This window comes from Senegalimassilia anaerobia JC110 (assembly GCF_000236865.1).
GTDB lineage: Bacteria > Actinomycetota > Coriobacteriia > Coriobacteriales > Eggerthellaceae > Senegalimassilia > Senegalimassilia anaerobia.
The window spans coordinates 560,987-587,342 of sequence record NZ_HE611015.1 but is presented as its reverse complement, the minus strand read 5'-3'; the positions used below and the strand labels follow the sequence as shown (position 1 = coordinate 587,342).

Here is a 26,356-nt window from a genome sequence, read left to right as displayed (position 1 = left end):
GCGCGAGAAGGTTGTCTGCTGCAAGGCTGTTCATAGTGCGGGGTTCGTGAACGTGGAGAAGCTGTCCGCTGCAGGGCATCACGGTGCGGGTTCGGCAGTTACCGGGTCCGGTTCCTTCTGCAAGCGTTTGGGGGCGGGCAAGAGGATTCCGCATGACCTCGGATCGGACGGGCTTGCAAGGTTGTGACGACAAGAGACGGCGTTGCCGGCAAGGGTTTCGCAAGATGGCGTTCCCATACTGGATGCTGCGAAGCGAAGGAGGTGCGCATGAGACGGAACAAGACCGCTGCGGCGGGTGCGATATGCGGTGTGCTGTGCGCGTTGTGCGTGCTCGGATATACCCAGTCGGTGCGCGGCGAGGCGGAGCGCGCCCGGGCCGACGCCTTGGCCCGCTACGGCGGCGATCAGGTGGAGGTTTGCGTGGCGAAGCGCGACATAGCCGCAGGTGAAACAGTAGATTCAGGGGCTATTGAGACGCGTTTGTGGGTTGCCGACCTCTTGCCGCCCGAAGCGGTGCGGCAAACATCGGAGGTTGTGGGGTCGAAGGCGTCTTCCACGGTGCTTTCCGGAGAGGTCCTTTCCGCAAGAAGGTTCGGCGCGGCATCGGCGGCGATAGACGTGCCCGACGGCAAGGTTGCGATCAGCGTGCCGGCCAAGGACGTGCAGGCGGTGGGCGGCGCGGTGTCGGCGGGCTCATCGGTGGACGTGTATGCCACGGGAAGCGCGGCCACCCAAGCATTGGCGCGGGGCGTGAGCGTGTTGGCCACCAGCGCCGGAACGGACGATCGGCAGGCATCGGGGTCGGCCTCGAAGGTGACGTGGGTGACGCTTGCCGTCGACCCGAACCAGGTGGAGGAGCTTGTGTCGGCGGCTCAAAAAACCGAGCTGTACCTGACCTTGCCCGGCGCGGATGCGAGGTGAGAGCGGTTTTAAAGCAAGCGGAAGGAGAAGGGATGTCCATGCCGTTGGTGGCGCTGTGCGCCGATGAGGAATGCTTCCGGCATCCGGAGCTGTTGGGCCTTGAAGGGGAGAACCTGCTTGCGCAGCAGTGGCTCATGCCGTTCACGTCCGCCGAAGCGGCACGTGCGGCGTTGCGTGATGCGGCGAGCGTGCAGGAGGTGTGGGTGGTCTCCTGCACGGACGTGGCGCCCATCAACCTTGCGGCGGCGTTGAAGCGCGATCGCGTCGATAGGCGCGTGTGCATGTTGACGGCGCAGGAATCGGGATCGCTGCGGTCCAGGACGACCGCGGCGGGCGTGGATGCGTCGTTGACCAGGCAGGCCTTCGTCGAGCGATACGCGCAGTGCAAGCAGGCGGCCATGCGGGCGATCGAGCTGCAGGCGGGGATCGGCCCTGGGGCCGGTTGCGCGCCTGCGGGGGAGGCGGCAGCGCCGCAGCAGGCGGCGTTCGGCAACGCGCCTTCGGCCGCTTCTCCGTACGGAACGGCCGCAATGCCTACGGCTGGCTTTTCGGGGACGTTTGAGGGTGCGGCGGCGCCCGCGGTAACAATGGCTACGTCTGCGGGGGTCCGGCCGGGAGAATCGTATGCGCCGGCGAACGCCCAGACAGGCCTTGTCGCCCCATCGGCGACGAAGGCCTTTGCCGCAACCGCTTCTCCTTATGGGACCGCATCGGGGCTGGGGGCTTCTGGAAGCTCCTCGGCTTCGGCGGCGAACGCGCAGCACCCTGCGGCGAAGGGCTTTTTGCTGCCGGTGGTGAGCGGCAGCGGGGGCGCGGGCAAAAGCGCGGTCGCGTTGCTTGCGGCGCATGCGGCCCAGGGGCTGGGCCTGCGCACGCTGCTGCTCGACTTCGACCTGCAGTTCGGCGACATGGCGCAGCTCATGGGCGTGAAGAAGCCCCTGCGCATCGACGAGGTGCTTGCCCGGCCTGAGCGTCTGGCCCAGCTTGCCTGCGAGGGGAAGGTTCCTGCGCTGCTGGCCGCTCCGGAGCATGTGGACGCCGCCGAGGCGGTGGTGGCGCAGGCGCCGGCGCTTCTGGATGCCGTGCGAGAGCGCTTCGACGTGATCGTGGCGAACACGGGCGGCGCGTGGGCCGAGCAGCATGCGGTGCTGTTGGAGCGCAGCTCGAAGGCCCTGTTCTTGGTCGATCAGCGAGCCACCTCGGTGCATGCGACGCAGCGCGCGCTCGACCTGTGCGCCCGCTGCGGCATAGCCGTCAACCCGTTCCTGTTCACGCTGAACGGCTGCGGCAAGGGGGCGCCGCTATCGTCGATGGACGTATCGTGCGCGTTGAAGGGGGCTCATGTGCATGAGCTGCCCGACGGCGGCGCCGATGTGGAGGAGCTTCTGGCGGCGGGGCTGGTGGTCGACCTGATCGATTCGCGCAACGACCTGTTCGAGGGCGTCGAGGGGCTTATGGCCGAGATATTGCCCGGCGTATCGGCTGCGGCGGGGTCTTCGCGCGAGGGGCCGGGCATGCCCTTCCTGCGCGGAAAGCGCTCGCGCAAGCGCAAGAAGGCCTGATCATGACGCTGGCCGAGCGTGCGCAGGCGTTGGGTGCGGGCGGCGGCGAAGGTCATGCGCCCACGGCGACGCTTGCGCGCCTGAAAGAGGATGTGCGCCTGTTCGTGTCGGTGGACGACATAGCGGCGTTGATGGCGTTCGAGCCGGCGCGGGCGCGAAGCGAGCTTTTAGGGGCGTGCCGCCAGGCGTTCGCGCTGCCCGTGTGGCAGGGGGCTGATGCCTTGCGTCGATCCAGGCTGTCCGAGCAGCTGATCGACGAGGTGTTCGGCTTCGGCCCATTGCAACCGTTGCTGGCCGATCCGACCATCACCGAGATCATGGTGAACGGCCCCGGCGACGTGTTCTTCGAGCGGCAAGGGCGCCTTGTGCGCAGCGACCGGGCGTTTTCGAGCCAAGCCCAGCTTCGGGCGCTTATCGATCGCGTGCTCGGGCCGCTCGGCAGGCGTGTGGACGAGTCGTCGCCGATGGTGAACGCCCGCATGCCCGAAGGCCATCGCGTGCACGTGGTCATCCCGCCGCTTGCGCCGGACGGGCCCATCGTCACCATCCGCAAGTTCACCCAGCGCGTGATAACGCTGCAGGAGATGGAGCGTTTCGGCTCGATCGACGGGCATTTGCGGCGCTTTCTGGAATGGGCGGTGCTTGCGCGCAAGAACGTGGTGGTGGCAGGCGGTACGGGCAGCGGCAAGACCACGTTGCTCAACGCGCTGTCGTGCTGCATTCCCGCAGGCGAGCGCATCGTGACCATCGAGGATACGGCCGAGCTGCGCTTTCTCGAGCATCCCCATGTGGTGCGCTTGGAGGCGCGCCCGCGCAACGCCGAGGGGGCGGGCGAGGTGACCATCCGCGAGCTGGTGATCAACGCGTTGCGCATGCGCCCCGACCGCATCGTGGTAGGCGAGTGCCGCGGCGCGGAGGCGGTGGACATGCTCACCGCCATGAACACCGGGCACGACGGGTCGCTCACCACGCTGCACGCCAACTCCCCGCGCGACGTGCTTTCCCGCGTGGTGACCATGGTCCGCTACGGCGTCGATCTGCCCGTGGACGTGATCGAGGCGAACGCGGCAAGCGCGTTCGATGTGGTGGTGCAGACGTCGCGGGCGCTCAGCGGCAGGCGATGCGTGACCCATGTGTCGGAGCTTGTGTACGACCAAAGGGCGCGTGCCTGCAGCGTGAAGACGTTGTTCGAGCGGCGTTCTCCCGAAGAAGCGGGGTCGTGGCAGGCCCTGCCCGATTGGGTGGACGACCTGCCCGAAACCATAGGGCTTGATGGGGAGGAGGTATTGGAATGGAAGCATCTGGCGTGTTCGGGGCGGCAGCAGCCATAGCCGCATTTGCCGGTGGTGCGCTTTGCGCGCAGGCCGTGTTACGGCGTACCCGGCGCCGTAGGGCGGGCGAAGGCGGAATCGGGCAGCATCTTGCACGCAACGGCGTGCGCTGCGCCGACGGGGTTGCGCGCCGCTTGCTTTCCGTGCCCAAGGTAGCCGCTCTTGCGGGTGACGCCCAGGCGGCGTTGCAAGGCCGCGGGGTGGTTTGCACGCCGCGGAGCCTGTGTTCGCTTGCCGTTGCGGCGGCAGCGGCGCTGGCGGTTTGCGTGGGGCTGGTATCCGCCTCGCCGTTTGCCGGCGTCGCCGTGGCGGTTCTGGCTTGCGCCGTGGCGGTGGCGCGCGTCCACGGGTGGCGCGATCGCCAGGAGGAGGCGTTGCGCGAGGCGGTGCCCGATGCGCTTCATGCCATGGGTTCGTGCTTTCAGGCGGGCTTTTCGCTGCTGCAGACGTTTCAGCAGCTGGCGGGCGAGATAAAGGGGCCGCTGGGGAAGAGGTTCGCGGCTTGCGCTCATCTGCTCGAGACGGGCCATGGCTCGAGCGAGGCCTTAAGGGCGCTGCGCGCGGGCGGGAAAAGGTCGGAGCTTGCCTTCGTGGCGGTGGCGCTCGACGTGCAGCACCAAGCGGGCGGCAGCATGCGTCCGGTGCTCGAGGCGGCGCGCGAGACGGTCGAAGGGGAGCTGGCCCTGCGCCGTGCGTTGCGGGTGCAGACGGCTCAGGCGCGGCTGTCGGCGCGCGTGGTCACGGTGATGCCGTTCGCTTTGGTCGCCGTGTTCTCGCTGGTGAGCAAAGGGTTTTTGGACCCGTTCCTGCAAAGCCCGCTGGGGTTGGGCCTGTTGGGATTGGCGTGCACGATGGAGGTTGCGGGCGTGCTCGCGGTGCGCCGCATGTTGAACGTGGAGGTGTCGTGATGGTGTATGCGATGGCGCTGCCTGCGATCGCGGCCGTTCTAGGCGCGGCGTCGGGTGCGTGCATTGGCTGGACGGGCGCGCAATCGATTCGCCGAGCCCGCGCGGCAAGGGCCCGCGCGCCTGATGACGGGCGGGCGAAAGGCGGTGCGCAGGCGAGCGCATGTCTTTCGTATCTGGAGGGTTTGAGCAGGCGATTGGCATTGCGGGCCACTCGCTCGGTGCTGCCTGTCGGCGCATTGCGCGGTGCGCATGCGCGCTTCGAGGAGCAGGTGGGCAAGGCCGGTCTTGGCGGGACGGTGTCGGCCCAGGCGTGTTGCGAGGGAGCGGTGCGCCTTGCTGCGGCGGGTGCGGCGGCGGGAGCGTTGTTGGGCTGCGCGGCATCGAACGAGCTTGCGGTAGTTGGTTGCGTGACGGGCGGTATCGCAGGCGCGACCGCGCCGGGACGTGCGGTGCGCGGGGCCCGGCGTCAGCGCGCTCAGGCGCTGGAGCGCAGCATGTCGGAGATGTTGGAAGTGGTGGCGCTCGGCGTGCGCAGCGGGCTTTCGTTCGATCGCAGCCTGCAGCTGTACACGGGGCATTTCGATGATGGGCTGGCGCGCGAGTGCGCCGTGGCGCAAAGGTCGTGGGAAGCGGGGCTTGCGACCCGTCAAGACGCTTTGCGCGCTTTGGCGCAAGGGTACGATAACCCGCTGTTCTCGCGCACGGTGTCGGCCGTCATCCGCTCGCTGCGGTTCGGCACCTCGCTTGGCGAGGTTCTGGAGCAGGCGGCGGAACAGGCGCGTGCGGCGCGAAAGGCGCAGGTGGAGGAGCGGGTCGCCAAGGCGCCTGTGAAGATGATGATCCCCACGGGGACGCTGATCCTTCCCGCCATGCTGCTCTTGGTGCTCGGGCCCGTGTTGTTGGAGCTTATGGAAGGGATGTAGGCATGATTCGAGCGGTTATGGATGCATATCGGCGAGCGCTGGCGAAGGCCGCGTGCAAGGTGGCCCGCCTTCGGCACGGCGAGGACGGGTAGGGAACGACCGAATACGCGATCTTGGTCGGCGTGCTGGTGGTGATAGCCATCATCGCGATAACGGTTTTCCGGCCGAAGCTGCAGGAGCTGTGGGATGCGATCGCCGACGGCATCAACAGCCTGTAGGCGAATCGCGGCGCGCGATTGCGCGGGTCAGGCGACGGTCGAGTTCGCGCTGGTCGCCGTGGCGTTTCTGTCGGTCGTGCTTGGGATGGGCGCGCTTTGGCGCAGCGTTTCGGCGGGCACGTTCGTGGAGCATGCGCTGTCGTGCGCCTCCCATTGCGTGACGGGCTCGTTGCCTGGGGCGCTGGCGGACACGGTGCTGTACTAGCTTTCGGATTCGCAAGGAGGTGAGGGATTGGGCGTTTCGCGCGCAAGCGAGCGCGGGCAGGCGACCGTGGAGGCTGCGTTCCTCATCCCGGTCCTGTTCACGGTGCTGTTGCTGTCCGTGCAGCCCGGCATGGTCCTGTACGACCGGATGGTCATGCAGGCGGCGGCAAGCGATGCGTGCAGGCTTGCCGCCGTCAAGACCGATGCCGTAGGTGATTCGTCGCAGGCCGTGGAGGCGTTCGTCCGCCATAGGCTGGGCGCCATCCCGCCCGTCCCCTGCTTTCACGTGCACGAGGGAGGTTGCAGCTGGAAGGTGTCCGTGCAAGGGGACGAGCGTTCCGAGAAGGTGAGCGTGGAGGTTGTCGGCAAGGTCAAGCCGCTGCCGTTTTTGGGCGCGGGCGCCGTGCTGCTCGGTATGACGGACGGCGATGGGCTGTTGACGGTGAAGGTCCGTTGCGAGCGGGCGACGCAGCCCGAGTGGGTTGCGGGCAGCCCGCAGGGGCTTGACCCTGAGGCTTGGATAGGAGCTTGGCTATGAGCGTGCCGCGCAGAATGGCGCAGGCGTTTTCCCTGCGGGATGAGGACGGGATGACCACGGTCGGCATGGTGGTGTCGCTTCTGCTGGCGTTGTCGATGATCTTCTCGTCGGCTCAGGTGTACCGAATCCAATCCGTGTCATCGCGTGTGCAGTCGGTGGCAGATGCCGGTGCGCTTGCGGCGGGCAACGTGGTCGCGGAGTTCATGGTGGCGGTGTGCGTGTGCGATTCCGTGGCCCTGTCCTTGTCGCTGACCAGCTTGACGTCCACAGGTTTGGGGATCGTCGCATGTTGCGTTCCCGGCGGGCAGGGCGTGGGCGCCAAGCTGCTCGAAGCCGGTGCGCGCGTGGCCGATGCCCGAGATTCGTTCTCGAAGACCGCTTCCGAGGGCTTGACGCGCGTTCAGAAGGCCCTCCCGTTTTTGGCGGCGGCCAGCGCGGCATCGGTTGCGCAGGGGAACGGCTCGAACGGGTCCGATTACACGGCGCTTGCCCTGCTGGTCCCCGATTCCGCCGAGGATATCCGGGTGCCGCAGGAAGACGCGCGCGCCAAGCAGGCTCGAGAAGATGCGATCGGCCAGGCTGAGGAGGTCAAGGAGCTGGCACGGCGGGCCGAGGAGGCGGCCTTGCGGGCCCAAGACGCCAAGCAGCGAGCGTTCGATCACGACTGCGGTGCCCGTCCCGGTTGGTGCATGGCCGAGCGCGCCGAAACCCTGGCGCATATGATGGGCGCGCAAAATCCGGTGTTCTCAAGCGTGGACGCCTGGTCGTTTTCCGTGGCGCTTCGCAGGGCACAGGCGTATTACCCGGCGCGCTTGGCGGTCGAACGCCCCGATGACGGCAGCGTTCAGGCCCAGGCCCAATCGGCGCTGCGCAAGCGCTTTTACACCTATGCCGCGAAGGAGGTGGCGCGTGGATACGTTCGGGAGGGCGATTCGTTCGAGGCCTTGTTCCCTCATCTTCCCGCCAACACCGCGCAGATGCGGGAGACCGAGCTGTTCGCGCAGGCGGTGTACCCGGTCAGCGTGACGGACGCCTCCCCGACCTTGCACGCGTGGGACGGTTGCCCGAAGGCGGCGGGGTCCACGTCGCGGGCCTCCCTTCGCGATATGGAAGCGGGCGCATGGGAGACGTGCTCGGAATGCGGCTTCACGGCGGCAAGCCTGGGCAAGGTGGCGGCAGCCTCCACGTCGATAGGAAACGGCTTCGAGCATCACTACGAGCAGGTGGCGCTTGCCGCCGAGGAGTATCAAAAGGCCCTTGAGGAGGGCGCCCCGGCGAAGCGGGAGGCGAAAAGCCGCGTATCCAAGCTGCTCGACCAGCTGCGCGACGCGTGCTCGAGCGTGGGATCGTTCCGCATCGATGCGGATCCGCCCGGGGGCAAGGGGGTGGTTTGCCTTGCGGTGAATACGGGCCCCGATGCCCCCGACAAGGGGTTCGAATCCGCGTTCGTGCAGGCCAGCGGCCAGCTGGGGTGCCGCGTGGCGATATCGGCGGCAACGCTGGTGGCCGATCCGTCCGGCGAGGGGCGAAGCGTCATCGCCTCTTTGACCGACGGCCTGGCATCGGATTCGGCGCTTGCGGGCGTGTTGGGCGCTGCAGCGGGCGTTTGGTCGGGGGCGCTGAGCGCCTATGCCGATGGGCAGTCGGCGTTGGATGCGGCTGTGCGCGAGGGCTTGGGGGGCTTGCCCCTGGTAAGCGCCTCCGGATTAGGGGATTGGGCCGCCGATGCGCTTTCGGATGCGTTTCGCACCGTAGGGCTTCAGCCGGCGAACCTGGATGCGCTGCGCCCGGCGACGGTGAACACGGCGCATGTCGCGCAGGCCGGCGATAGCGCGTTTTGCGCTCGCTTGCTCGAGGTGAAGCGGCAGGCGGTCGAGCATCCGCTCATGTCCAACGACGTGTTCTCGTCGGTGGTGGGCGCTGTTCGCAGGGACGTGCTGCAGCGTTTCGACGCTTGGGGCGATTCGGTGGAAGTAGCGACCATCAGCATAGGCGGCGCCCAGGTGCCCGTAACGGTGGCGCTGCCCCCGGCGGTGAAAGGGCTCGCCTCGGATGCCATCGGGGCTGCGGCCGACAAGCTTCTGTCCGTGTATGCGAGCGTGACGGGATTGAGGCAATGGGATTGATGGTTGATCGGATATGCGCCGTCGGCAGGTCGTCGGGGCAGATGACGGTGGAGTTCGTGGCGGCGCTGCCCGTGCTTTTGGCGGTGGCGGCCATCTCGGTCAACGCCCTGGCGTTTTTCGGCTGGTGCGCGGCGTTCGATGACGATTTCCGCGATTCGGTCCGGGTCTATGCCGCTTCGCCGGCGTACGGGCAGGGCGTGGGCGATACTTGCGCGCTCATCGAGCGGGCGCTCGATGAACGGTTGGACGCGGAAAACGTCTCGGTAAGCGTTTCGGCGCATGGCGTCTCAGCGGGGCATACATCGTTTTCGGCCACGCTCGAGTACATGCCCACGTTGTTCGGTCTGGGGTTGAAGTCGGAGGTGATGGGAGTGGCGCTGCCGAAGCTGTCGCATACCGAGGAGCTGGTGGTGGATTGCTACAAGCCCGGGGTGCTGTTGTGAGCGGCGGCCGTGGGTATGCGGCGTGCGGCGGTGATCGGGCGCCAAGACGGTCGGCGCGCGCGGGGCGCGGCGGTTGTGTGCGGGCGCGGCTTGTCCGTGCGGTGCTCATCGTTGCCGCGGGGATCGTGCTTCTTGCCGGTGCCGGCGGCGCGCAAGCCCAGGCGGCATGGTGGACGGCGTCCGAGTCGGCTTCCTTTGCAGGCTTCGATGCGGTCATGGGCAGGGTCGATGACGGCTTTTCCTGCTTGCCCTCGGATGTCCCCGAGACGTTCAGGGACGAGCTGTTTTCGGTGGCGGGCAAGCGCGGGCTGCGATGCGATGTCGGGTCGCACCTGGTGGGATTCGAGCATGCGGGCAGCGCTCCCGATGCGCTGCGGGAGGTGCAGGATGCGCTTGAGCGCGGCGGATGGAGGACGACGGCGGCAGGCCAGGGCTTATGCGCGACGTTCTCGAAAGACTGCGGCGCTTGTCGTTGGGCGTTTGTGCAGTGTGTGCAGATGCCGCAGGGGACGAGCGTGGTCGTGCAGTGGTCCGAATGCGAGAAGGAGGTGCGTTAGTGAAGGGAAGGGATGCGCCGATGAGGTTAGCGGTCGGCTTCGGGACGCGCGTGCGCGGCTTGCTGGGGGCGAAGCGCTCGAAGGGCGTCGTCATGCTGGCGCCGTGCAACGACGTTCACACCTTCGGCATGGCCGAGCTGATCGACATCGCATTCCTGGACGAGCAAGGGCGGGTGTTGGAGTCGTATCGGGCCGTCGGGCCGCGCAGGCGTATCAGATGCCGTAAAGCGGTGGCCGTTTTAGAGCGATTCTCCGTGAACGACCCGCCCTGGTTTTCAGCGGGGGAGCATGTGGAGATGACGAGAAAGGATGGTGCAGGGAAATGAGGGTATGCCCGGTTTGCCACGCAAGGGCGTTCGACGATGCCGAGGTCTGCTACGGCTGCATGCATCGGTTCAGCGGCAAAGAGCCGGTGGCTGCTCCGATGCCAGGCAACGCGCATAAGGGAGAGGCCGTCGGGTCGCTGTCCCAGGAGACGCAGATGCGTGCTCAGGCGCCGAGTTCTGGTGCGAACGCGGCTTCTTGGGCCGATGCGCGGCAGGCGGCTTTGATGAAGGGACGCTCGGCGGAGCAACTGCAGCGGCCGTTGCCCGATGATGGCGTTTCCGGAATCGAGCAGCGCCTGGATGGAGAACCTTGCGGGAGCGCTCCTGTCATCGCCAGGAACGTGAGCGTTTCCGCCGGCGGTGCCGACATCGTGGTGCGCATCGAGTTGGTAGGGGCTGCGGAAGCGAATGCGGCTGCGGAGGACGATGCGGCTCGTCAGGCGGCTCAGGCCACCGCTTGCCAGCTGTTACGCCGAGGTAGGCCGATACGGGGATCGGTCGGCGCCCGCCCGGCCGATGTGCAGCGAGGAGCATCGGCCGGGCAAGGGGCTGAGCAGGCAAGATCGACCCATCCGCGTCATGCTGCCGAATTGCAGGCGGTAAGCGCATGACGGGGTATGCGCTTACCGTGTTGACCTTATGCGCGGCAGTCGGGGCGGTGGCGGGGGCGTTCGCGATCCCTCGAATCGCCGACATGCTGCTGAGCAGGGCATATTGGCGCTCTTATACCTGGTGGTATCGTTGTTTGGATGATTTTGCGCATTATCGCGACGCCTGTCCTGGCCGGCTTCCCCGTCAAAACGAGAGGGGGACGGCAGGCGCCGTGGGCATCTGGCTTGCGGATTGCCGCTCCCAGGCTTTGAAGGGGGCGCTCACGCACGAGCGCGCCGAAGAGCTTCGGGAGGCAGGCATCGATGTTGGAAAGGGCGCCTCAACGCGAAGCGAGGTCCAGCAGCAACGGCGCTGCTCGTTCTCCCCGCGGTCGTGGCAGCGAGCGGTGCTCGCCGCCGCCATGGCGTTGTGGTTCGCGGCCCAGCCGCTGTCCGGCGTCCCGTGGCACCAAGGCGCTTTGCTTTGCGTATGCGGCGTGGCCATGGCGTCGGGGGTGGTGTGCGACCTGCGGGCAAGGATGATCCCGCTTGAGTGCTGTGCGGCGTTGCTGGTCGCAGGAGGCGCTTATCAACTTCTTCGCCATGGGTCCATCGGCATCGCGGAAGGCGCCGTTGCCGCGGCAGCGGTTCTGGCGGTGTGCTGGACGGCGAACCGCATTGCGCGAAAAAGCGGCGGATCGGTGGGCTTCGGCGATATTCGCTGTATGACGGCGCTTGCCTTCGCGTGCGGTCCCGCGACGCTTCTGGGCGCGGCGGCTTGCTATGTGTCGGCGTGCACGTTCTCGATTGTCGGGATGCTGATGCATCGGCTTGGACGTCGCGACGGCATTCCCATGGCGCCGTTTTTGTCCATATGGCTGGCGGTGGGGACGACGGTGCTCGGATGAGGGCGGGATCTGGAAAGGAGGTGGTGCCTTTGGGCTGGTTCGGCGTCGGTTCGATTCGATGACAAGGAAAAGGCAGCGAATGGGAAGGTTTGGATATGGGTATGGACATGAACGGCGTTGCCCTGAGGGGCTTTGCGGACAAGGCTCGCGCTCTGGCGTATCGCGGCGAGGAAGACGGCGGATCGGAGATTGTGCAGGTGGTCATCGCGCTCGGCTTCGCCGTGGGCTTGGGAGCGGCGCTCATGATCTTACAGACGCAGGTCAACACGGCGATCACGTCCGCTGGCAACTCGGTCACGAACATGTTCAAGAGCGTGACGAGCGGCGCGGTGGGAAGCAGGTAGCTGCGCTTGCGTGCCTGGCCGGCAGCCGGGCACGGGTCGATGGGGCGAGCGCCGTCACGTTCGTGATGGCGCTGCCCTTGCTGATGGGCCTGCTGTGCGCCGTCGCGGATATCGGAAGGGCGGCGTATCTGGGGATGGAAGCGGATGTCGCGGCCCAGGCCGCCTGCCGCTATGCGGCTCAGCGCGTCGCGCAAGGGGATAAGGGTCCGGACGGGGCGTTTGCTCTTTCGGCGGCGCTCGAGCAGGCTCCCGGGCTTGCGGGCGAGGGAGTTTCCTGCTCGATCGAGGTCGACTGCTCGCCCGTGCGGACGAAGGAGGTCGAGCGCAAGACGTTCGATCCGCAGGCGGATCGCTTCGAAGCGCGACCGGTCGGGTTCGCTTGCCGGCAGGTGGACGTGAGGATGCGCGTGAGCGCCCGATGCTTGACTCCCGTCGGCGAGGTGGCGCTCTCCGCGGCGGGCGCGGTCGACGGGCTGCAGCTGTCATCGGCGGCGAGCAGGACGGTTTCGGTGGATGCGGATGCGGAGGTGGGGCATGGTCGTCGATGAACGGGGGAGCGAGAGCGTGCAGTTCTCCTTCGCCGCGGTGCTGCTCATCGTCGTGGCGTTCGGCATCATGCAGGTGGCCATGATGAACGCGGCCGCCATCATGCTGTCCTCCGAGCTTACCCAGGCGTGCATGCGCATCGACGTGTCAGGTCTGAGGACGGCATCGGATAGGGAGTCGTTCGTCGCCGAGCAGATTCTCGATGAGTCTGCGCAGCTGCGCCGTAGCGATTTGACGGTGTCGGGGGTGCGGGTGGAATCGAACGCGCGCGAGGATGCGTTTTCCGCAAGCGGCGTCTCAAGCCGCACGGCCCTCACTTCCGTTTCCTACGACGTGTCCTATAAGGCGCCGATCTCGCTGGCGGGGTTTCGTGAAGGCGGAAGGCTGTCGCGTCATGTCACGTGCGCGGTGGTCGATGAGCGGGTGACGGAGGTGAGCCTTGCATGAGCCGATATCGGGGGGAGAGGGGCAACGTTGCCCCGCTTGCCGTGGCGTTGTGCCTGGTATTGGTGATGACGCTGGGCTTTTTGGCGGATTGCGCCCTGCTTTACGGCGCAAAGGCCCGTCAGGAACAGGCATTGGATGCCGCAAGGTCGGCCTGCATGGATGCCAGCCAAGCCGCCGCCGCGAAATACGGCGATGATGCAGGCGCGATTCTTGCCGACCTGATCGTGGAGCAGGTTAGGGCGCAAGGGGTGGAAGGGGCGATAAGCGTGTGGTTCTACGAGGCACCTGCTCAGGCAGTCGCCAAAAGCGAGCGGATTTGGGTGGTGGGCATGCAGGTGGAGGAGGCGAAAGCCCTTCCGTTTGCCACAAGCTCCGCCCCCGATGCGAAGGTGGCTTCGAGCCGGGTGTTCAGCGCGCGCCCGTATGCGGCGCAGCAAGTTTGGCGGCCTGATGCCCGCATATGCGGCGTGCATTGTTTTGGCGATGGCTGCGGCGCAGGCCAGGGGCGGTTTTCGGCGATAAGCGCGCTTGAGGGGTTCCCTCGGGAGATAGCCGAGGAGGCTCAAGCCCGTTTAGGTGGATAGCGAAAGGGGGACGACCATGTCGGTCGGAAGGAATACGGGGCGCGTCTCGCGGCAGACGCTGTCGGGGCGGTTGCGCTCCGGCGGGCGTTCGGGGGCGGCGTCTGGAAGGACGGCCGGGCAGCAGGACGAGGGCGAGCAGCGTCCGATCGACGATGCCGTCCGCTCGATGGATTCCGCAGCTGCGCGTTTCAAACAGATGTCGGCGGTGACCGCGGCGGCGGTGGCCGTTGCGGTCGTGGCGGTGGGATACGGGTTATGGCAGGCTGGGGTGTCCCATGCGGCGGTCGATCAAGCGACGAAGGGCGCTCGCAGCGTGGTCGTCACCACGCGCGACGTTGCGGCCGGCGATCCGTTCGGCGCGGATGCGGTGCAGCTTGTGGAGGTCCCTCAGGCCTTCCGCCAAGATGATGCGCTCGGCGCCGACGCCCTTGACGGTGCGGGCGGCGTGGCAGGTGCCCGGGCGTTGGTGTCCATTCCGGCGAACACGCAGCTATCGCCTCAGATGATCGCCGGCAGCGCGGCGGATGGCAGGTTGGCCGCGCAGCTCGCCGCGGGCATGGAGGCGGTGTCCCTGTCGGTCAACGACGAGACGGGCGTGGCCGGGCAGGTCCAGCCGTTCGACGAGGTTCGCGTGGTGTGCGTCACCGATGCCGCCGGCGGCGCGGTCAGCTTGGACGAGCTTTGCGCTTCGGCGCGGGTGATGTCGGTGGGCGGCGATGGCGCTGGCGAGGGTGCGGCGTATAGCGCCATCACGTTGGAGTTGACGCCGGAGCAGGCGGACGCCGTCCGCCGCGCGCAGGCGTCGGGCACTATCAGCGTCCAGCTCGTTGCGGGCGGCATGTTGTCGGGGGGTATGGTCGAGCATGATGGATAGGGGGACCGAGCTTGCCCTGAAGCGGGCGGTTCGCGAAGGCCTTGCGACGAGGTTACAGGGTGATTTCGATCCCGTGGAGGTGGAATCGGCCATTCAGTCGCTTGTGCAAGAGGCCGTGCGGGCGTGGAACCTGGGCCTTGCAGAGCCCGATGTCGCTCGCTTGTGCCGTTCGGTCGGCGACGATTTCCTTCGCTACGGCCCTTTGCAAGGGCTGTTGGAGGACCCTGGGATCACCGAGATCATCGTCAACGGCGGTGGCGTGGCGATCGATGCCGGAGTTGCAAGGTTTTTGGAGCCGCATGTGTTCGTGGAGCGCGCAGGGCGATTGGAGCCGTGCCCGTACGTTCGGTTCGACGACGCCGACCATCTCCGTCGCATCATCGACAAGATCGCCGAGCAGGCGGGCATGCGCTGCGATGAGGCGCATGCCATGGGCTGCGCCATGCTGCCGGGCGGCAAGGCGCGAGCGACCTACATCGTGCCTCCGCTTGCCCCGGACGGCCCCGCGCTCAACCTTCGCCTGTTCGGCGATGACGTCATGAGCATCGAGGATCTGACGGCGCGAGGCGCCCTCAGCCCCGTGATGGCAGAGTTTTTAGGCTCGGCGGTGCGCGCTCGGTGCCCTGTGGTCATATCCGGAGGCACCGGGTCGGGAAAGACGACCATGCTCGGCGCGCTTTCCGGGTTCATTCCCGACGATGAGCGCGTTTTGACCATCGAGGATACGCCTGAGCTGCGGTTGCGTGCTGCGCACGTCGAGCGGATGCAGACGCGCGAGGCGAACATCGAAGGCGAAGGGGCCGTTGGCATGCGCGAGCTGGTGGCGCTCTCGTTGCGTCGGCGCCCCGATCGCATCATCGTGGGCGAATGTCGCGGGGCGGAGGCTTACGAGATGCTGCAGGCGATGCAGACCGACCACCCCGGCTCGATGACCACCGTGCATGCCAACGACCCGGGGAATGCGCTGAGCCGCCTGCGCACCATGGTGGGTTATGCCAACGCCGATTTGGGTCGCGACGTCATCGTGCAGCAGATCTCGGAGTCGCTTGCGGGGGGTTTGACCGTCCATGTGGAGCGCATGCGCGACGGAGGGCGGCGCGTTACCAGCATCGTGGCGGTCGACCAGATGTCCGAGGGCGCGACGGTCATCCCCCGCGCCGAGCTGTTCCGGTTCGACCCGCGCGGGGTGGATGCGTTCGGCCGCATCACGGGAGCTTGGCGCGCGTGCGGCGTTCAGCCGCAGCGCATCAAGCAGCGCATGCTCGCGGCAGGGGTGAGGTTCGATCCGTCTTGGTTTTTCGGGTCATAGGAAGGCGATGGCTATGAAGGGATTCTTCTCCGGGGCGCTTGCCTTCGGCGTGCTTTTGGCGGCAGCGGCGGTGGCGTGCACCGCCCTGTCCTTGAGGTTGCGGCAAAGGGCCGAGGAAAGCGACGCTCGGGCGTCGGACCGGGCGTTGTACGAGCTGGGCAAACGCGATGCCGAGTCGGCGAAGGCGGATGCCGAAGGACCGCTTGGCAGGATGCTGCGCGATGCGGGTATCGAGGCATCTCCGGTTTCATGGACGCTGTGCTTGGGCACCGTGGGCGCGTTCGCGGCATTTTTCGGCATGCGGATAAGCGGCCCGCTCGGTGCGATGCTGGGCATGGGGCTGGTCGCCATCGCCGCGGCGCTGTACGTGCTGCGCGCACGGGCGAAACGGCGCGAGCTGCTTTCCCGGCAGTTCGTGCGGCTCGTTCCTCAGCTGTCGGCCAGCGTGAAAAGCTCGCTGACTCTTGAGCGCGCGCTGCGGGTCTCGGCCGACCATGCTCCGGAGCCGTTGCGCTCGGAGCTGATGGCGGTGCTCGCGCGCGTTTCCTACGGCATGCCGTTGGTGCAGGCGCTTGCCCGCATGGCGCAGAGCACAGGCGACGCCGATGTCGCGGCGTTGGCGTCGGCCATGCGCATCCAGCAGCGTTTCGGTGGGTCGATGGGCGCGGTTCTCGATCTGATCGCGGAGCACGCCCAGGGCCGCGCCCTCATGCAGCAGGAGCTGCGCAGCGAACTTGCGGGAACGCGCATGGCCACGGTGGTGGTGGCGTGCGCCATGCCTGCGATCTTCGCGTTCATGTTCGCCACAAACCCGGCTTTTTCCCTGTTCTATCGGGAAAACCCGCTGGGGTGGGCCGTGCTTGCGGGCGCTGCGCTCATGGAGGTGGCGGGTATTGCGGCGTGCCGTCGGATCACAAGGTTCTCGTATTAGGCGCGCTTGCGCCGGGTAGGGGGTGATACATGCGAAGTCTGACGTTTTGCGCGATCTGCCTGCTGGCGGTTGCTGCGGGGTTGGCGGTTTACGAGGCGCTCAACGCTTGGGTCGGGGTGAAGGCGCGTGGGCTTATGCCGGCATGGGCAAGATCCGATCAGGCAGGCGGCTCGTCGAGGGGTCGGGCTCATGCGGGTGCGGCTCGCTTGTGGTCGCGTGCTGTGGAGGCGCTTGCGGGTTTCGCCCCGCTTTCAATGAGGGAGCGGGAGCGGTCAAGGGAACGGCTTCGATGCGCGGGCATCGCTTTGGAGCCCGAAACCTGGCGTTGCGTGTGCTTTGCCGCGGTTTCGGGCTGCGTGGTCATCGCCGTTGCGGCGTGCATCGCGTTTCGTGCAGCGCCGGCGGTTTTCGTTTTCGTCGTTTGCGGAGCGGGGCTAGCGGGTTGCGGAGGCTTGCAGCTGTATCTGCGATCGAAGCGCCAAGCGCGCCGCGCCGCCATCGATGCCGGATTGCCCGACGCCATGGAACTGCTTGGCGTGGCGATAGCTGCCGGATCTCCGGTGGAACAGTGCTTCCGCCAAGTCGCCGAGAGCTTGAGCGGCCCGCTTGCCGATGAGTTCCGCCTGGTGGACCAAGAGGTCAACCTGTTGGGGCATTCCCGTGCGAAGGCGCTTTCCAATCTTGCGCAGCGCTGCGCAAGCCAGGAGGTCACCGCGTTCGCCGCTCAGCTGACTCAGGCCATAGAGCAGGGCGCATCGGTGGCGCAAGGGCTTGCCAATCAAGCTGCGCTTGCCCGTGCGCGCGCACAAGCGGCGGCGCTCGAGCATATCAGGAAAATGCCGACGAAGCTTGATGTGGTGCTGTCCGTTTGCTTTTTGCCGCCTACCACGTTGCTGGTGCTCGTTCCCACGGTGGTCGATCTGCTGGCGTTTCTAGGAGGTGGGCTGGCTTGAGGTCGTTTCGATGGGCGCCGCAGGAAGGAGGGGCGGGGCGATGGTGAGGAAGAGGCGTAAAACCGCGATGCGCCGTCGGCGGCGCTGCGTTCCTGCATCGGGTAATGCGGCGACGGGGGATGGACGCGTGTTCACGCGCCGCGGTTTCGTGTTCGGTTTAGGGGCGGTTGCTGTTGGACTGATTATGTACAACCCCCGAATGGCGTTTGCCGATGAGCCTTGGTGGGACGGGTCCTTGATCTTCCGCGGATATGGTGCGCGTTATGCCAGCAGGTTTTGGAACGAGGTCGGTTCGGTGCAAGCGGGGGCAGGCGCCGAACAGGCGGGGAATATGTACACCGGTTTGCAGGTATCGGCGAAAACGCCTTGGGTTGAATGGGATATCTCCTCACGGCAGTTCATCAGGGTGGCTACTAAGATCACCATGGCATGCGATTTCACGACGGAGCTGTATTACCACATGAGAGGCAAGCTCGAGATAGCATGCGGAAGCTATAACGAGCTGAATCCCTCGTATAACCTATGGCATACGGATTCGGGCGATGATACGCGTTTCATCCTGTTCCATACCGTCGATGGTGCGCCTAAAGGGGGCGTGGAAGAGGGGTCGAAGGTCGTTGTCATCGACAACGAGGCAGGAGCTGGCATCCATAGAGACGGTTACCATGTGTGGACCGATTACCGCGGGTATCCAGGATCGGATTATTCGGTATGGATCCGGCGCACCGACCGCGATGCGATGCATGGGTTTCAGCTGAGGTCGTGGTTTTGGAACTATTACTACTATGGGAAGGACTGGTACTACCAGCGTGCCGACGATCCCCCTATCGGCTTTTCCACGAAGTGGGTCAAGCAGCGTGCGAAACGGGTGGGCATTGCGAGTGAGGCGCAATGGGCCGGTCGCGTGCTCGTTATCTCCCCGGCAACGGTGCCGTCGCTGCAGTTGGGCGTCGACGGGCCTCGGACCGGCCAGGGATGCGGCGTGTTCGCCGCTGCGTCATCCACGAGGCGCCATTGGATAGCGGCGGAGCATGAAGATGAGCATCTTGCCGGGACGTTTCGCTTCGTGCCCGTTTGCGCCGGCGACGGATCGCTTTCATTAGGCCAGGCTGGCGGCGGGCCGCGTTTCGACGCAAGCGCGGCGGAGCTCCAGCATCGTGCGGAGGCCGATCGCGCGCAGGCGGTGTGGGTGCATGGGCGAGGGCCGCGCCAATGGCTTTTCAGCGATTGCTCCGGCATGGCGCTGGATCGCGTGGGGGCTTCGCAGGAAAACGGCGCGCGCGTGCAGTTCCATTCAAACGGCTATGCCGATGGGGAGTGGGGCAACGAATCGCATATGTGGCATCTCGAAGATGCTCGTTTCGGCACGGAGGACGGCGGCCTGTTCGACCTTGAGGGCGCTGCAGACGGCTCGACGGTTACCGTGGGCGTTTCGCTTGGCGTTCCCGACCCCCGGACCGCGTTCAGGCCCGGAGGCGCATCGGCCGATGCGAAGGGCATTCGATACGAATACCTGTGGTTTGCCGATGACGGTCAGGGAGAAGCTGTCTCCGAGATTCCCGAGGTCACGGGCCGTGCATGCGTGTCGTTTGGCGGCGGGCGCCTGCGGCTTGATGCGCAACCGGCGGCGAACGTGGTGGGAACGCGCGGGCGTGCCGGGGCTTTGCGTGCTTTGAACCTATCGGCCGAAGGAAGCGGGCTGGGGCTTGTCGCACGAATCGTCTCGTCCGGAGCGTGGCGCGATGCCTCGCAAGAGGGAGCCGAGGCGCAGGGTCTCAGCATAAAGCTCGGCGGGGATGCCGCATCGCGCTTTCATGTGCGCTATCGTGTGTGCGGGAAGGATGGGAGCTGGTCCGAGTGGGTCCAAGATGGGCAGGAGGCTTCCTGTGGCGGGATGCCGCTTCATGGCGTAAGCGCCCGAATCGTGCCAGCGGGGCTTCTTGAGGAGACGGGGCGGACGCTTCAGATCGGCGAGCATTTGGCGGGAAAGCGGCTGGCGTGCATCGTGCGCGCGACTACCGCGTACCTGGACGCCGCGTATCTTGGGTGTGCCGTTTCAAAGCCTTTGCGAGTAGTGAACCCCTTCACCACGGTGCGTTATTTCGTGGATGGCGAACGAGAGCCTTGCTGGTCCGAACGCGTCGACGAGTCGTCCTCGTACTGCGTCGCCCCCGATGCGCGCACCGCCGCGTTGAAGCCCGGGTGCGAGAAGGTTGAAGGGTGGTTCGCCGATGCCGCGTGCACCGTTCCGTTCGCGGATGGGACGGTGGTGCAGGGGGCGACGTTGGACCTGTTCGGACGCAATATCGCCGAGGTCCGCTATGCATTGACGGATATGGCGCGGCAATTGTTCTCTGAGCGGCGGTGCTTCGCCGATAAGCAGCTTGAAGCCGAGGTGGACGGCGAATCCATGCTGCCGCCTGTGCAAAAGGTGGCCTACGGGGAGGTGCTGTCGTTTTCGCGGCGTCCCAGCGTATGGTACGAGGCCGAGGGGCGTGCAAGGGAGGCGATCGGCGTTATCGGCGCATATGCCGATGCTTCTGCATCCCAGCCGCCGGCGCCGAAGCTGAAGGTGACGTGCTCTATGACGGCATATCTCGGATGGGCCTTGCCGAGATACGAGGGCATTTGGGTTTCGTAGGCGTGGAATACGAATCGAGCCGCCATCGGTTGGCGGCTCGATCTGGGGTGCGGTGCGCGCTGGGGCGCATGACAAGATGCGCGGTAGCGCCGCACCGCAAAATGCGAGATAAGGCCGATTTGCTTTCCCCGCACGTTATCGTTGAAAAACCTCGAGGTGATGCGTAGGGCGAGCGGCTATCGGCTACTGGCCATCAACCTGCTTCTCGAAGCTGTCCTCGGCTTGCGCTTGAAGCTGCTCCTCGATGGCCTGGTAGGCGGCAAGGATCTGCTCGCAGTCTTCGGTCAGTCGGCTTCCATGGGCGCCATCGCGGTAAAGAAGCTGCACGTCAAGGGCTGCTTCCGTGTCTTTGATGATGCGCCATGCCTTGCTATATGCCATGCCCATGCTCTTGGCTGCGGCGTTTAAGGAGCCGGTGTCTCGCACGCCGATGCACAGGCTGGCGATGCCGCGGCCGAACACCGAGTTGCTATCCGTGTTGGGATTGACCACGGAAAGCCTGACGATCGGTTTAAGCTTGGATAGTTTGCTCATGAATGGTCCTTCGGTTCCCCCTCGTGTGCTGCTATTCGTTGTCCAAGGCAGCGAGAAACCGCTCCGTCGCGCTCTCGATGTCCTCGGTGGTGCCGTCGATGACTTCGGTGAACTTGATGGGCAGACCGTCGAGTTCCGCCAGGCCGCGCGGCACGTCGTGGTGGCCCGATTCGTCGGCGACCAGGTCGTTGAGGCCGCAGCCGGAAAGTGCGGCAACGTTTTCCGGCAGGGGCTGGCCGGGCTGCATATCGTGCAAGGCGCGGTACACGTTGTTGCCGAACTTGGCCCAGTGGGCGGTGCTGGCGATGAGCACGGGGTTTTCGCCGCGCAGGTTCTGTGCGGCGCGGTATGCCACGGCGGTATGCGGGTCGAGCAGGTAGTCGTGCTTGTCGAGCACCTCCTTGATGGTGCGCAGGCACTCGGCGTTGTCCACGCTATCGGCGGCGAAGTGCTTGCGAACGGCCTTGAACGTGTCCTCGTCCACGCGGAAGCAGCGCTGCTGCTTCAAGTCTGCCATCCAGCCGGCGATCGCTTCGGGGTTGCGGCCCGTCAGCTCGAACAGCTGGCGCTCCAGGTTGGAGCTGACCAGGATGTCCATGGAAGGGGAGGGGGTCAGCACGAACGGGCGGTCGGACACGTCGTAGGTGCCGGTGTTGATGAAATCGGTGAGCACGCGGTTCTCGTTGCTGGCGCAGTACAGCATGTCGATGGGCACTCCCATGCGCTTGGCGTAGTACGCGGCAAGGATGTTGCCGAAGTTGCCGGTAGGCACGCAGACATCAAGCGGCGCGCCGGCTGCGAGCTTGCCGTCGGCGACCAGCTGCGAGTATGCGGACACGTAGTACACCACCTGCGGCAGCAGGCGGCCCCAGTTGATGGAATTCGCGCTAGAGAGCGAGACGCCGTGCTCGGAGAGCAGCTTCTCGGCGAAGGCCGCGTCGCCGAACACGTTCTTAGCGCCCGTTTGGCAATCGTCGAAGTTGCCGCGCACGCCCCACACGTTGACGTTCGATCCGCGCTGCGTGGCCATCTGGCGGTACTGGATGTCGCTCACCCCGCCGTCGGGATACATGACCGAGATGGAGACATGGGGCAGGTCGCGGAAGCCTTCGAGGGCGGCCTTGCCGGTGTCTCCCGACGTTGCCACCAGGATAAGGAAGTCGTGGTCGAGCTTGCCCTGCTCGCGCAGCTGGGCTGCCGATGCGCTGAAGAAGCGCGGCAGGCACTGCAGCGCCATGTCCTTGAAGGCGCTGGTGGGGCCGTGCCACAGCTCGAGGACGTGGGTGTCGGCATCAAGGGAGGTGATGGGGCAGATGCGCTCGTCATCGAAGTTGTCGCCATAGGCCTGGGCCATCAGCTCGTCGATCACCTGGGCGGGAAGATCGACGCCGAAGGCCTTGTAGATGCGCGCTGCGCGCTGCGCATAGGGCAGCTGAGCCAGCTCGCAGATCTCGTCGAGCGTAAGCTCGGGGATATGCTGCGGAACGTACAGTCCGCCGCCATCTGCCAGGCCGTTGATAACGGCTTCGGTGAACTCGACGGGTTGGTCGACGCATCCGCGCGTATCGATATAGCGATTCTCTTGCATGGGCTTGGCGCCTCCTTCGGCATTGCGAAAAGGGGGATTATTCACGGTACGCATAATATTCCTGCGAAAGTACAGATGGAAGATGAATTTCCCGTTCTTCAGACAAACGGTGGCGAATGACGTTTTCGGCAAATGAGATCGATGTCGGGACTCGTGCCGCCTAGCTGCAGAGGGCTCGCCCTCTTTTAGTGCGGGAAATACTTGCGAGCAGTTTCGACGGAGGCGGGTAGGAAGGGTGGCGGAGAGCAAGTTTGCAGTCGGAACGCTTTTCATGTCCGCTCGTCTGGCATCTTCAGCCGCGCTTTGCTCGTTCCGGAGTAAATGTGGTGAAACTTTGAAAAATTACCCGTAGCGTACAAAAAGTTGCCCAAGGCTTCCATGCAAAGTCAATTTGATGTAACATCTTTCTGTTGTATGCGTCTAACAAATGAAGGGAGAACATCATGGAGACTGCGATGACGAGCGCTGCGGTGAAGGCTGCGCGAGCTTCTAGCGTGTCCGTCCAGCAGATGCCGCTTTCCTTCCTGAAAGAGGGTGAGTCCGCGCATGTCGTCAAAGTGCGTGGGAGGGGCGACTTGCAGCATCATCTTGAGAATCTCGGCTTCGTGGAAGGAGCGGAGGTCAAGGTGGTGTCGGGCGTGGCGGGAGACCTGATCGTCTCCGTCAAAGGCGCGCAGGTGGCCATCGGCCGTCAAGCGGCGTCCCATATCATCACCTCCGCGGCAACGGCATAGCGGCCGATCCTCCGCCGCAGTAGGCGAATCCGGCCGCAGCGGGAAAACGCTGCGGCCGTTCGTGCGGCTGCGCTGCAGCCGCCAGTATAAGGGCATGGAGAGAAGCATAAGAAAGCGAGGATAGGGCTAGATGGCCGAGATTCAGGGCAAAACGCTGCGCGATGTGCAGGTCGGCGAATCTGCTACGGTGCGCCGCCTTAGCGGAGAGGGCGCGCTCAAGCGTCACATCATGGACATGGGCATCACGAAAGGCGTCGGGGTGTACGTGCGTAAGGTGGCGCCGCTTGGAGATCCCATTGAGGTGACGGTTCGCGGTTACGAGCTGTCGCTGCGCAAAAGCGAGGCGGAGTGCATCCTCGTCGACTAGCATGTACGCCGGCGTAACAGCCGGCGCATCGACCGTCGACGGGCAGTGGCGCGAGTGCGCCGTTTTTTACCGGAACGAGTTACCGTAACCTAACTCAAAATGACTTCTGAGCTGGGACGATGTGAAACATCGAAACCCAGAACAGCGCAAGAAGCCGAATCGATTCGCAAGAAAGGTAGATCATGGGAATCTGCATTGCCCTTGCCGGCAACCCGAACTGCGGCAAGACGACGATGTTCAACGACCTGACGGGCGCCAACCAGTACGTTGGCAACTGGCCGGGCGTGACCGTCGAGAAGAAGGAGGGCAAGTACACGCGCGACAAGGACGTGACCATCACGGACTTGCCGGGCATCTACTCGCTGTCCCCGTATTCGCCCGAGGAGATCGTGGCGCGCGATTATCTGCTCGAAGGCGGCCCCGACGCCGTCATCAACTTGGTCGACGCCACCAACCTTGAGCGTAACCTGTATCTGACCAGCCAGATCCTGAACCTGGGTATCCCGGTCGTGATCGCGCTGAACATGATGGACCTGGTGGAGAAGAACGGCGACAAGATTGACGTCGACGGCCTGTCCCGCGAGCTGGGCTGCCCCATCGTCCCCACCTCGGCGCTGAAGGGCCGCGGCATGGAGGACGTCGTCAAGGCCGCCATCGATGCCGCTCGGGCCGAGAAAGCCCCCGCGTCGCAGATGAAGTTCGACGCTGCCGTCGAGGAGGCGCTCGTCAAGATCGAGGGCGTGCTCGGCGATAAGGTGTCCCCCAACGCGGCTCGTTGGTACGCTATCAAGCTGTTCGAGGCCGAGGACAAGACCATCGCCGACCTCAAGCTGTCCCAGGCCGACTTGGACGCCATCTCAGCCATCCGCACCTCCATCGAGGACAAGCTCGACGACGATGCTGAATCCATCATCACCGCCGAGCGTTACGACGCCATCAGCCACGTTATGGGCAAGACCGTCAAGCGCACGCGCACGGGCCTGACCACCTCGCAGAAGATCGACCGCGTGGTCACCAACCGCTGGCTTGGCCTGCCCATCTTCATCGTCATCATGTTCTTCGTGTACTGGCTGGCGGTCTCCGTCGGCGGTGGCGTGGTGACCGACTGGGCCAACGACGGCATCTCCGGCGACGGCTGGCTCTACACCGGCAACGCCGCGTTCGACGAGGCCACCGAGGAATACGAGGACGCGCATTCCCAGGTTGTGACCTATGTCGAGAACATCTTGGGCGAGGACGAGGAGTCCGAGCTGCCTTCCGATGCATCGCAGGAAGTGCTCGACGCCTTAGCCGCCGAGGAGCCTGAGGCGCCTGAAGACGACGCCGATGCGGACGCCGTGGCCGAATATGAGGATGCCATGGCTGAATATGAGGAGGCGCAGGCCATCGTCGCCGACTTCGACGAGCAGGCGCAAGCCTCGCACGCCGTGGCCACCATGGAGGTTGAGGACGAGGATGGCAACGTGGAGGAGCAGTCCATCACGTTCGCCGATTACCAGAAGGCGCTTGAGGTCGAGGAGCCCGATCCGTCCGACGGCACGTGGGGCCTGTGGATCCCGGGTCTTGGCGCCATCATCGCCGATGCCATGGAAGCGGCAGACGTCGCGCCGTGGCTGCAGTCCCTCGTCAATGACGGCATCGTCTCCGGCGTCGGCGCCGTCATCGGCTTCATCCCGCAGATGGTCATCCTGTTCCTGCTGCTGGGCATCTTGGAGCTGTGCGGCTACATGTCCCGCGTCGCGTTCATCATGGACCGCATCTTCCGCAAGTTCGGCCTGTCCGGTAAATCGTTCATCCCGATGCTCATCGCTTCCGGCTGCGGCGTGCCCGCCGTCATGTCCACCAAGACTATCGAGAACGAGATGGACCGTCGCATGACCATCATGACCACCACGATGATCCCGTGCGGCGCGAAGATGCCCATCATCGCGCTCGTGTTCGGCGCTCTGGCGTCCGGTGATTCGTCTGCAACGTGGTACGTGGCCCCCATGTTCTACTTCCTGGGCGTCATCGCCATCATCCTGTCCGGTATCATGCTGAAGAAGACCAAGCTGTTCGCCGGCGAGGCAACCCCGTTCGTCATGGAGCTGCCCGAGTACCATATGCCTACGGTGAAGTCCATCCTGCTGTCCATGTGGGAGCGCGTGAAGGGCTACATCATCAAGGCAGGTACCATCATCTTCCTGTCCACCATCGTCATCTGGTTCCTCATGAACTTCGGCGATGCGGGCGAGGGCTTCGGCCTGCTCGACCCCGATGCCCCCGACTACATGGAGCACAGCCTCATGGCCGGCTTGGGCAACCTGCTTGCCTGGATCTTCGCTCCGCTGGGCTTTGACAACTGGCAGGCTACGGCGACCGCCGTCACCGGCTTGGTGGCCAAGGAGAACGTCGTGGCAACCGTGGGCATCATCACGCAGCTGGCCGATTACGGCGAGGCTGACCCGCAGCTGTGGTTCGGCTTCCTGCAGATGCTCGGCGGCTCCACCGCTGCCGTGGTCGCCTTCTGCGCGTTCAACCTGCTGTGCGCTCCGTGCTTCGCCGCCATGGGCACCATCCGCCAGCAGCAGAACTCCCCGAAGTGGTTCTGGATCACCATCGGCTACCTGTGCGGTTTCGCCTGGTGCGTGGGCACCATGCTCTACCAGTTCGTCGGCCTTGCGACCGGCGAGGTCGAGTTCAACGTGTTCACCGTGGTGGCCATCGTCATCGCAGCCGCCATGCTGTTCCAGATTTTCCGCCCCATGCCCAAGCGTGAGGAGAAGCAGGAGAAGTAGCGCCGCGCCCATCTTGCAAGACCGGTATCGGGCCAGAAAACCATCGATGACGGTTTTGCGAAGACGTGAGCTGCTTTAAGCGGGACGCCGCCTTTGGGTGGCGTCCCGCTGTTGTTCGTAGTATTATCCAAGGGAAACATTTTTCGCGCGCCGGCATAGGCGTGCAGCTTAG

The 26,356-nt window shown here is 65.3% G+C and carries 27 protein-coding genes; 25 read left to right on the top strand and 2 right to left on the bottom strand.

What is annotated here, in order from left to right; translation table 11 throughout:
* The first annotated feature begins 267 nt into the window (after positions 1-267).
* The 22 genes from cpaB (SFHG_RS05905) to SFHG_RS05795 all read left to right on the top strand — a co-directional run bounded on the left by cpaB (SFHG_RS05905) (position 268) and on the right by SFHG_RS05795 (position 20,184).
* Complete coding sequence (gene cpaB / locus SFHG_RS05905; protein WP_042434883.1) at positions 268-921, top strand: Flp pilus assembly protein CpaB; 654 nt, start codon at positions 268-270, stop codon at positions 919-921.
* A 32-nt stretch (positions 922-953) separates the two neighbouring features.
* Positions 954-2,483 (top strand): CpaE/TadZ family protein, encoded by a 1,530-nt coding sequence (locus tag SFHG_RS05900; RefSeq protein ID WP_042434880.1) that lies wholly within the window; start codon positions 954-956, stop codon positions 2,481-2,483.
* 2 nt (positions 2,484-2,485) lie between these two features.
* The gene (locus tag SFHG_RS05895) at positions 2,486-3,814 is read left to right on the top strand and encodes a TadA family conjugal transfer-associated ATPase (RefSeq protein ID WP_042434877.1); all 1,329 of its coding nucleotides are present in this window, start codon (positions 2,486-2,488) and stop codon (positions 3,812-3,814) included.
* On the top strand, positions 3,775-4,722 hold the full coding sequence (locus SFHG_RS05890; protein ID WP_042434874.1) for a type II secretion system F family protein: 948 nt from the start codon (positions 3,775-3,777) through the stop codon (positions 4,720-4,722). The genes SFHG_RS05895 and SFHG_RS05890 overlap by 40 nt, the downstream gene beginning before the upstream one ends.
* Positions 4,722-5,645: a type II secretion system F family protein gene (locus tag SFHG_RS05885; RefSeq protein WP_148514769.1), complete on the top strand. Its 924-nt coding sequence runs from the start codon at positions 4,722-4,724 to the stop codon at positions 5,643-5,645. The genes SFHG_RS05890 and SFHG_RS05885 overlap by 1 nt, the downstream gene beginning before the upstream one ends.
* Before the next feature lie 186 nt (positions 5,646-5,831).
* Positions 5,832-6,068: a TadE/TadG family type IV pilus assembly protein gene (locus SFHG_RS05875; RefSeq protein WP_042434871.1), complete on the top strand. Its 237-nt coding sequence runs from the start codon at positions 5,832-5,834 to the stop codon at positions 6,066-6,068.
* A 27-nt stretch (positions 6,069-6,095) separates the two neighbouring features.
* The gene (locus tag SFHG_RS05870) at positions 6,096-6,605 is read left to right on the top strand and encodes a TadE/TadG family type IV pilus assembly protein (protein ID WP_042434869.1); all 510 of its coding nucleotides are present in this window, start codon (positions 6,096-6,098) and stop codon (positions 6,603-6,605) included.
* Positions 6,602-8,731, top strand: a complete 2,130-nt coding sequence (locus tag SFHG_RS10415; RefSeq protein WP_052297821.1) for a hypothetical protein — start codon at positions 6,602-6,604, stop codon at positions 8,729-8,731. Before SFHG_RS05870 ends, SFHG_RS10415 begins: the two co-directional genes overlap by 4 nt.
* Positions 8,722-9,174, top strand: coding sequence for a hypothetical protein (locus SFHG_RS05860; RefSeq protein WP_202898114.1), 453 nt, complete (start codon positions 8,722-8,724; stop codon positions 9,172-9,174). The genes SFHG_RS10415 and SFHG_RS05860 overlap by 10 nt, the downstream gene beginning before the upstream one ends.
* A gap of 77 nt (positions 9,175-9,251) precedes the next feature.
* Positions 9,252-9,731: a hypothetical protein gene (locus tag SFHG_RS05855; RefSeq protein WP_042434866.1), complete on the top strand. Its 480-nt coding sequence runs from the start codon at positions 9,252-9,254 to the stop codon at positions 9,729-9,731.
* A gap of 20 nt (positions 9,732-9,751) precedes the next feature.
* Complete coding sequence (locus SFHG_RS05850) at positions 9,752-10,057, top strand: DUF192 domain-containing protein (protein ID WP_202898113.1); 306 nt, start codon at positions 9,752-9,754, stop codon at positions 10,055-10,057.
* Positions 10,054-10,668: a hypothetical protein gene (locus SFHG_RS05845; RefSeq protein ID WP_042434859.1), complete on the top strand. Its 615-nt coding sequence runs from the start codon at positions 10,054-10,056 to the stop codon at positions 10,666-10,668. The genes SFHG_RS05850 and SFHG_RS05845 overlap by 4 nt, the downstream gene beginning before the upstream one ends.
* On the top strand, positions 10,665-11,555 hold the full coding sequence (locus tag SFHG_RS05840) for a prepilin peptidase (RefSeq protein WP_081468950.1): 891 nt from the start codon (positions 10,665-10,667) through the stop codon (positions 11,553-11,555). Before SFHG_RS05845 ends, SFHG_RS05840 begins: the two co-directional genes overlap by 4 nt.
* A 95-nt stretch (positions 11,556-11,650) precedes the next feature.
* Positions 11,651-11,899, top strand: a complete 249-nt coding sequence (locus SFHG_RS05835) for a hypothetical protein (protein WP_042434856.1) — start codon at positions 11,651-11,653, stop codon at positions 11,897-11,899.
* Positions 11,900-11,913: 14 nt separating this feature from the next.
* Positions 11,914-12,447: a TadE/TadG family type IV pilus assembly protein gene (locus SFHG_RS05830; RefSeq protein WP_262362167.1), complete on the top strand. Its 534-nt coding sequence runs from the start codon at positions 11,914-11,916 to the stop codon at positions 12,445-12,447.
* Positions 12,434-12,892, top strand: coding sequence for a pilus assembly protein (locus SFHG_RS05825; protein ID WP_148514763.1), 459 nt, complete (start codon positions 12,434-12,436; stop codon positions 12,890-12,892). The genes SFHG_RS05830 and SFHG_RS05825 overlap by 14 nt, the downstream gene beginning before the upstream one ends.
* Complete coding sequence (locus SFHG_RS05820; RefSeq protein ID WP_042434847.1) at positions 12,889-13,476, top strand: hypothetical protein; 588 nt, start codon at positions 12,889-12,891, stop codon at positions 13,474-13,476. The genes SFHG_RS05825 and SFHG_RS05820 overlap by 4 nt, the downstream gene beginning before the upstream one ends.
* 16 nt (positions 13,477-13,492) lie before the next feature.
* Positions 13,493-14,350 carry a Flp pilus assembly protein CpaB gene (gene cpaB / locus SFHG_RS05815; protein ID WP_052297819.1) on the top strand — a complete coding sequence of 286 codons (858 nt, stop codon included), beginning with the start codon at positions 13,493-13,495 and terminating at the stop codon, positions 14,348-14,350.
* Entirely contained in the window at positions 14,340-15,659 is a 1,320-nt protein-coding gene (locus SFHG_RS05810) for a TadA family conjugal transfer-associated ATPase (RefSeq protein ID WP_202898112.1), read from the top strand. Before cpaB (SFHG_RS05815) ends, SFHG_RS05810 begins: the two co-directional genes overlap by 11 nt.
* Before the next feature lie 13 nt (positions 15,660-15,672).
* Positions 15,673-16,590 carry a type II secretion system F family protein gene (locus tag SFHG_RS05805; RefSeq protein WP_042434841.1) on the top strand — a complete coding sequence of 306 codons (918 nt, stop codon included), beginning with the start codon at positions 15,673-15,675 and terminating at the stop codon, positions 16,588-16,590.
* Between the two features lie 29 nt (positions 16,591-16,619).
* Positions 16,620-17,543 carry a type II secretion system F family protein gene (locus SFHG_RS05800; RefSeq protein WP_081468948.1) on the top strand — a complete coding sequence of 308 codons (924 nt, stop codon included), beginning with the start codon at positions 16,620-16,622 and terminating at the stop codon, positions 17,541-17,543.
* 184 nt (positions 17,544-17,727) lie between these two features.
* Positions 17,728-20,184 (top strand): hypothetical protein, encoded by a 2,457-nt coding sequence (locus SFHG_RS05795; protein ID WP_042434839.1) that lies wholly within the window; start codon positions 17,728-17,730, stop codon positions 20,182-20,184.
* 183 nt (positions 20,185-20,367) lie between these two features.
* Here the strand turns inward: SFHG_RS05795 and SFHG_RS05790 are convergent, their stop codons facing one another.
* On the bottom strand, positions 20,368-20,718 hold the full coding sequence (locus tag SFHG_RS05790; RefSeq protein ID WP_042434836.1) for a winged helix-turn-helix domain-containing protein: 351 nt from the start codon (positions 20,716-20,718) through the stop codon (positions 20,368-20,370).
* A 31-nt stretch (positions 20,719-20,749) separates the two neighbouring features.
* Positions 20,750-22,306: a threonine synthase gene (gene thrC, locus SFHG_RS05785; protein WP_042434833.1), complete on the bottom strand. Its 1,557-nt coding sequence runs from the start codon at positions 22,304-22,306 to the stop codon at positions 20,750-20,752.
* Between the two features lie 443 nt (positions 22,307-22,749).
* Here thrC and SFHG_RS05780 point away from each other — a divergent pair, with 443 nt between their 5' ends.
* The 3 genes from SFHG_RS05780 (at position 22,750) to feoB (ending at position 26,184) form a co-directional block, all read left to right on the top strand.
* The gene (locus SFHG_RS05780; protein ID WP_238318277.1) at positions 22,750-23,040 is read left to right on the top strand and encodes a FeoA family protein; all 291 of its coding nucleotides are present in this window, start codon (positions 22,750-22,752) and stop codon (positions 23,038-23,040) included.
* Positions 23,041-23,170: 130 nt separating this feature from the next.
* The gene (locus SFHG_RS05775) at positions 23,171-23,407 is read left to right on the top strand and encodes a FeoA family protein (RefSeq protein ID WP_042434827.1); all 237 of its coding nucleotides are present in this window, start codon (positions 23,171-23,173) and stop codon (positions 23,405-23,407) included.
* Between the two features lie 182 nt (positions 23,408-23,589).
* Positions 23,590-26,184 carry a ferrous iron transporter B gene (gene feoB / locus SFHG_RS05770; RefSeq protein WP_042434823.1) on the top strand — a complete coding sequence of 865 codons (2,595 nt, stop codon included), beginning with the start codon at positions 23,590-23,592 and terminating at the stop codon, positions 26,182-26,184.
* The last annotated feature ends 172 nt before the right edge of the window (positions 26,185-26,356 follow it).

Excerpts from the sequence above, each read along its gene's own strand:
- cpaB (WP_042434883.1), top strand. The coding sequence starts at position 268 with ATGAGACGGAACAAGACCGCTGCGGCGGGTGCGATATGCGGTGTGCTG.
- SFHG_RS05900 (WP_042434880.1), top strand. The coding sequence starts at position 954 with ATGTCCATGCCGTTGGTGGCGCTGTGCGCCGATGAGGAATGCTTCCGG.
- SFHG_RS05895 (WP_042434877.1), top strand. The coding sequence starts at position 2,486 with ATGACGCTGGCCGAGCGTGCGCAGGCGTTGGGTGCGGGCGGCGGCGAA.
- SFHG_RS05890 (WP_042434874.1), top strand. The coding sequence starts at position 3,775 with ATGGAAGCATCTGGCGTGTTCGGGGCGGCAGCAGCCATAGCCGCATTT.
- SFHG_RS05885 (WP_148514769.1), top strand. The coding sequence starts at position 4,722 with ATGGTGTATGCGATGGCGCTGCCTGCGATCGCGGCCGTTCTAGGCGCG.
- SFHG_RS05875 (WP_042434871.1), top strand. The coding sequence starts at position 5,832 with ATGCGATCGCCGACGGCATCAACAGCCTGTAGGCGAATCGCGGCGCGC.
- SFHG_RS10415 (WP_052297821.1), top strand. The coding sequence starts at position 6,602 with ATGAGCGTGCCGCGCAGAATGGCGCAGGCGTTTTCCCTGCGGGATGAG.
- SFHG_RS05860 (WP_202898114.1), top strand. The coding sequence starts at position 8,722 with ATGGGATTGATGGTTGATCGGATATGCGCCGTCGGCAGGTCGTCGGGG.
- SFHG_RS05850 (WP_202898113.1), top strand. The coding sequence starts at position 9,752 with ATGAGGTTAGCGGTCGGCTTCGGGACGCGCGTGCGCGGCTTGCTGGGG.
- SFHG_RS05845 (WP_042434859.1), top strand. The coding sequence starts at position 10,054 with ATGAGGGTATGCCCGGTTTGCCACGCAAGGGCGTTCGACGATGCCGAG.
- SFHG_RS05840 (WP_081468950.1), top strand. The coding sequence starts at position 10,665 with ATGACGGGGTATGCGCTTACCGTGTTGACCTTATGCGCGGCAGTCGGG.
- SFHG_RS05835 (WP_042434856.1), top strand. The coding sequence starts at position 11,651 with ATGGGTATGGACATGAACGGCGTTGCCCTGAGGGGCTTTGCGGACAAG.
- SFHG_RS05825 (WP_148514763.1), top strand. The coding sequence starts at position 12,434 with ATGGTCGTCGATGAACGGGGGAGCGAGAGCGTGCAGTTCTCCTTCGCC.
- SFHG_RS05820 (WP_042434847.1), top strand. The coding sequence starts at position 12,889 with ATGAGCCGATATCGGGGGGAGAGGGGCAACGTTGCCCCGCTTGCCGTG.
- cpaB (WP_052297819.1), top strand. The coding sequence starts at position 13,493 with ATGTCGGTCGGAAGGAATACGGGGCGCGTCTCGCGGCAGACGCTGTCG.
- SFHG_RS05810 (WP_202898112.1), top strand. The coding sequence starts at position 14,340 with ATGATGGATAGGGGGACCGAGCTTGCCCTGAAGCGGGCGGTTCGCGAA.
- SFHG_RS05805 (WP_042434841.1), top strand. The coding sequence starts at position 15,673 with ATGAAGGGATTCTTCTCCGGGGCGCTTGCCTTCGGCGTGCTTTTGGCG.
- SFHG_RS05800 (WP_081468948.1), top strand. The coding sequence starts at position 16,620 with ATGCGAAGTCTGACGTTTTGCGCGATCTGCCTGCTGGCGGTTGCTGCG.
- SFHG_RS05795 (WP_042434839.1), top strand. The coding sequence starts at position 17,728 with ATGTACAACCCCCGAATGGCGTTTGCCGATGAGCCTTGGTGGGACGGG.
- SFHG_RS05790 (WP_042434836.1), bottom strand. The coding sequence starts at position 20,718 with ATGAGCAAACTATCCAAGCTTAAACCGATCGTCAGGCTTTCCGTGGTC.
- thrC (WP_042434833.1), bottom strand. The coding sequence starts at position 22,306 with ATGCAAGAGAATCGCTATATCGATACGCGCGGATGCGTCGACCAACCC.
- SFHG_RS05780 (WP_238318277.1), top strand. The coding sequence starts at position 22,750 with ATGGAGACTGCGATGACGAGCGCTGCGGTGAAGGCTGCGCGAGCTTCT.
- SFHG_RS05775 (WP_042434827.1), top strand. The coding sequence starts at position 23,171 with ATGGCCGAGATTCAGGGCAAAACGCTGCGCGATGTGCAGGTCGGCGAA.
- feoB (WP_042434823.1), top strand. The coding sequence starts at position 23,590 with ATGGGAATCTGCATTGCCCTTGCCGGCAACCCGAACTGCGGCAAGACG.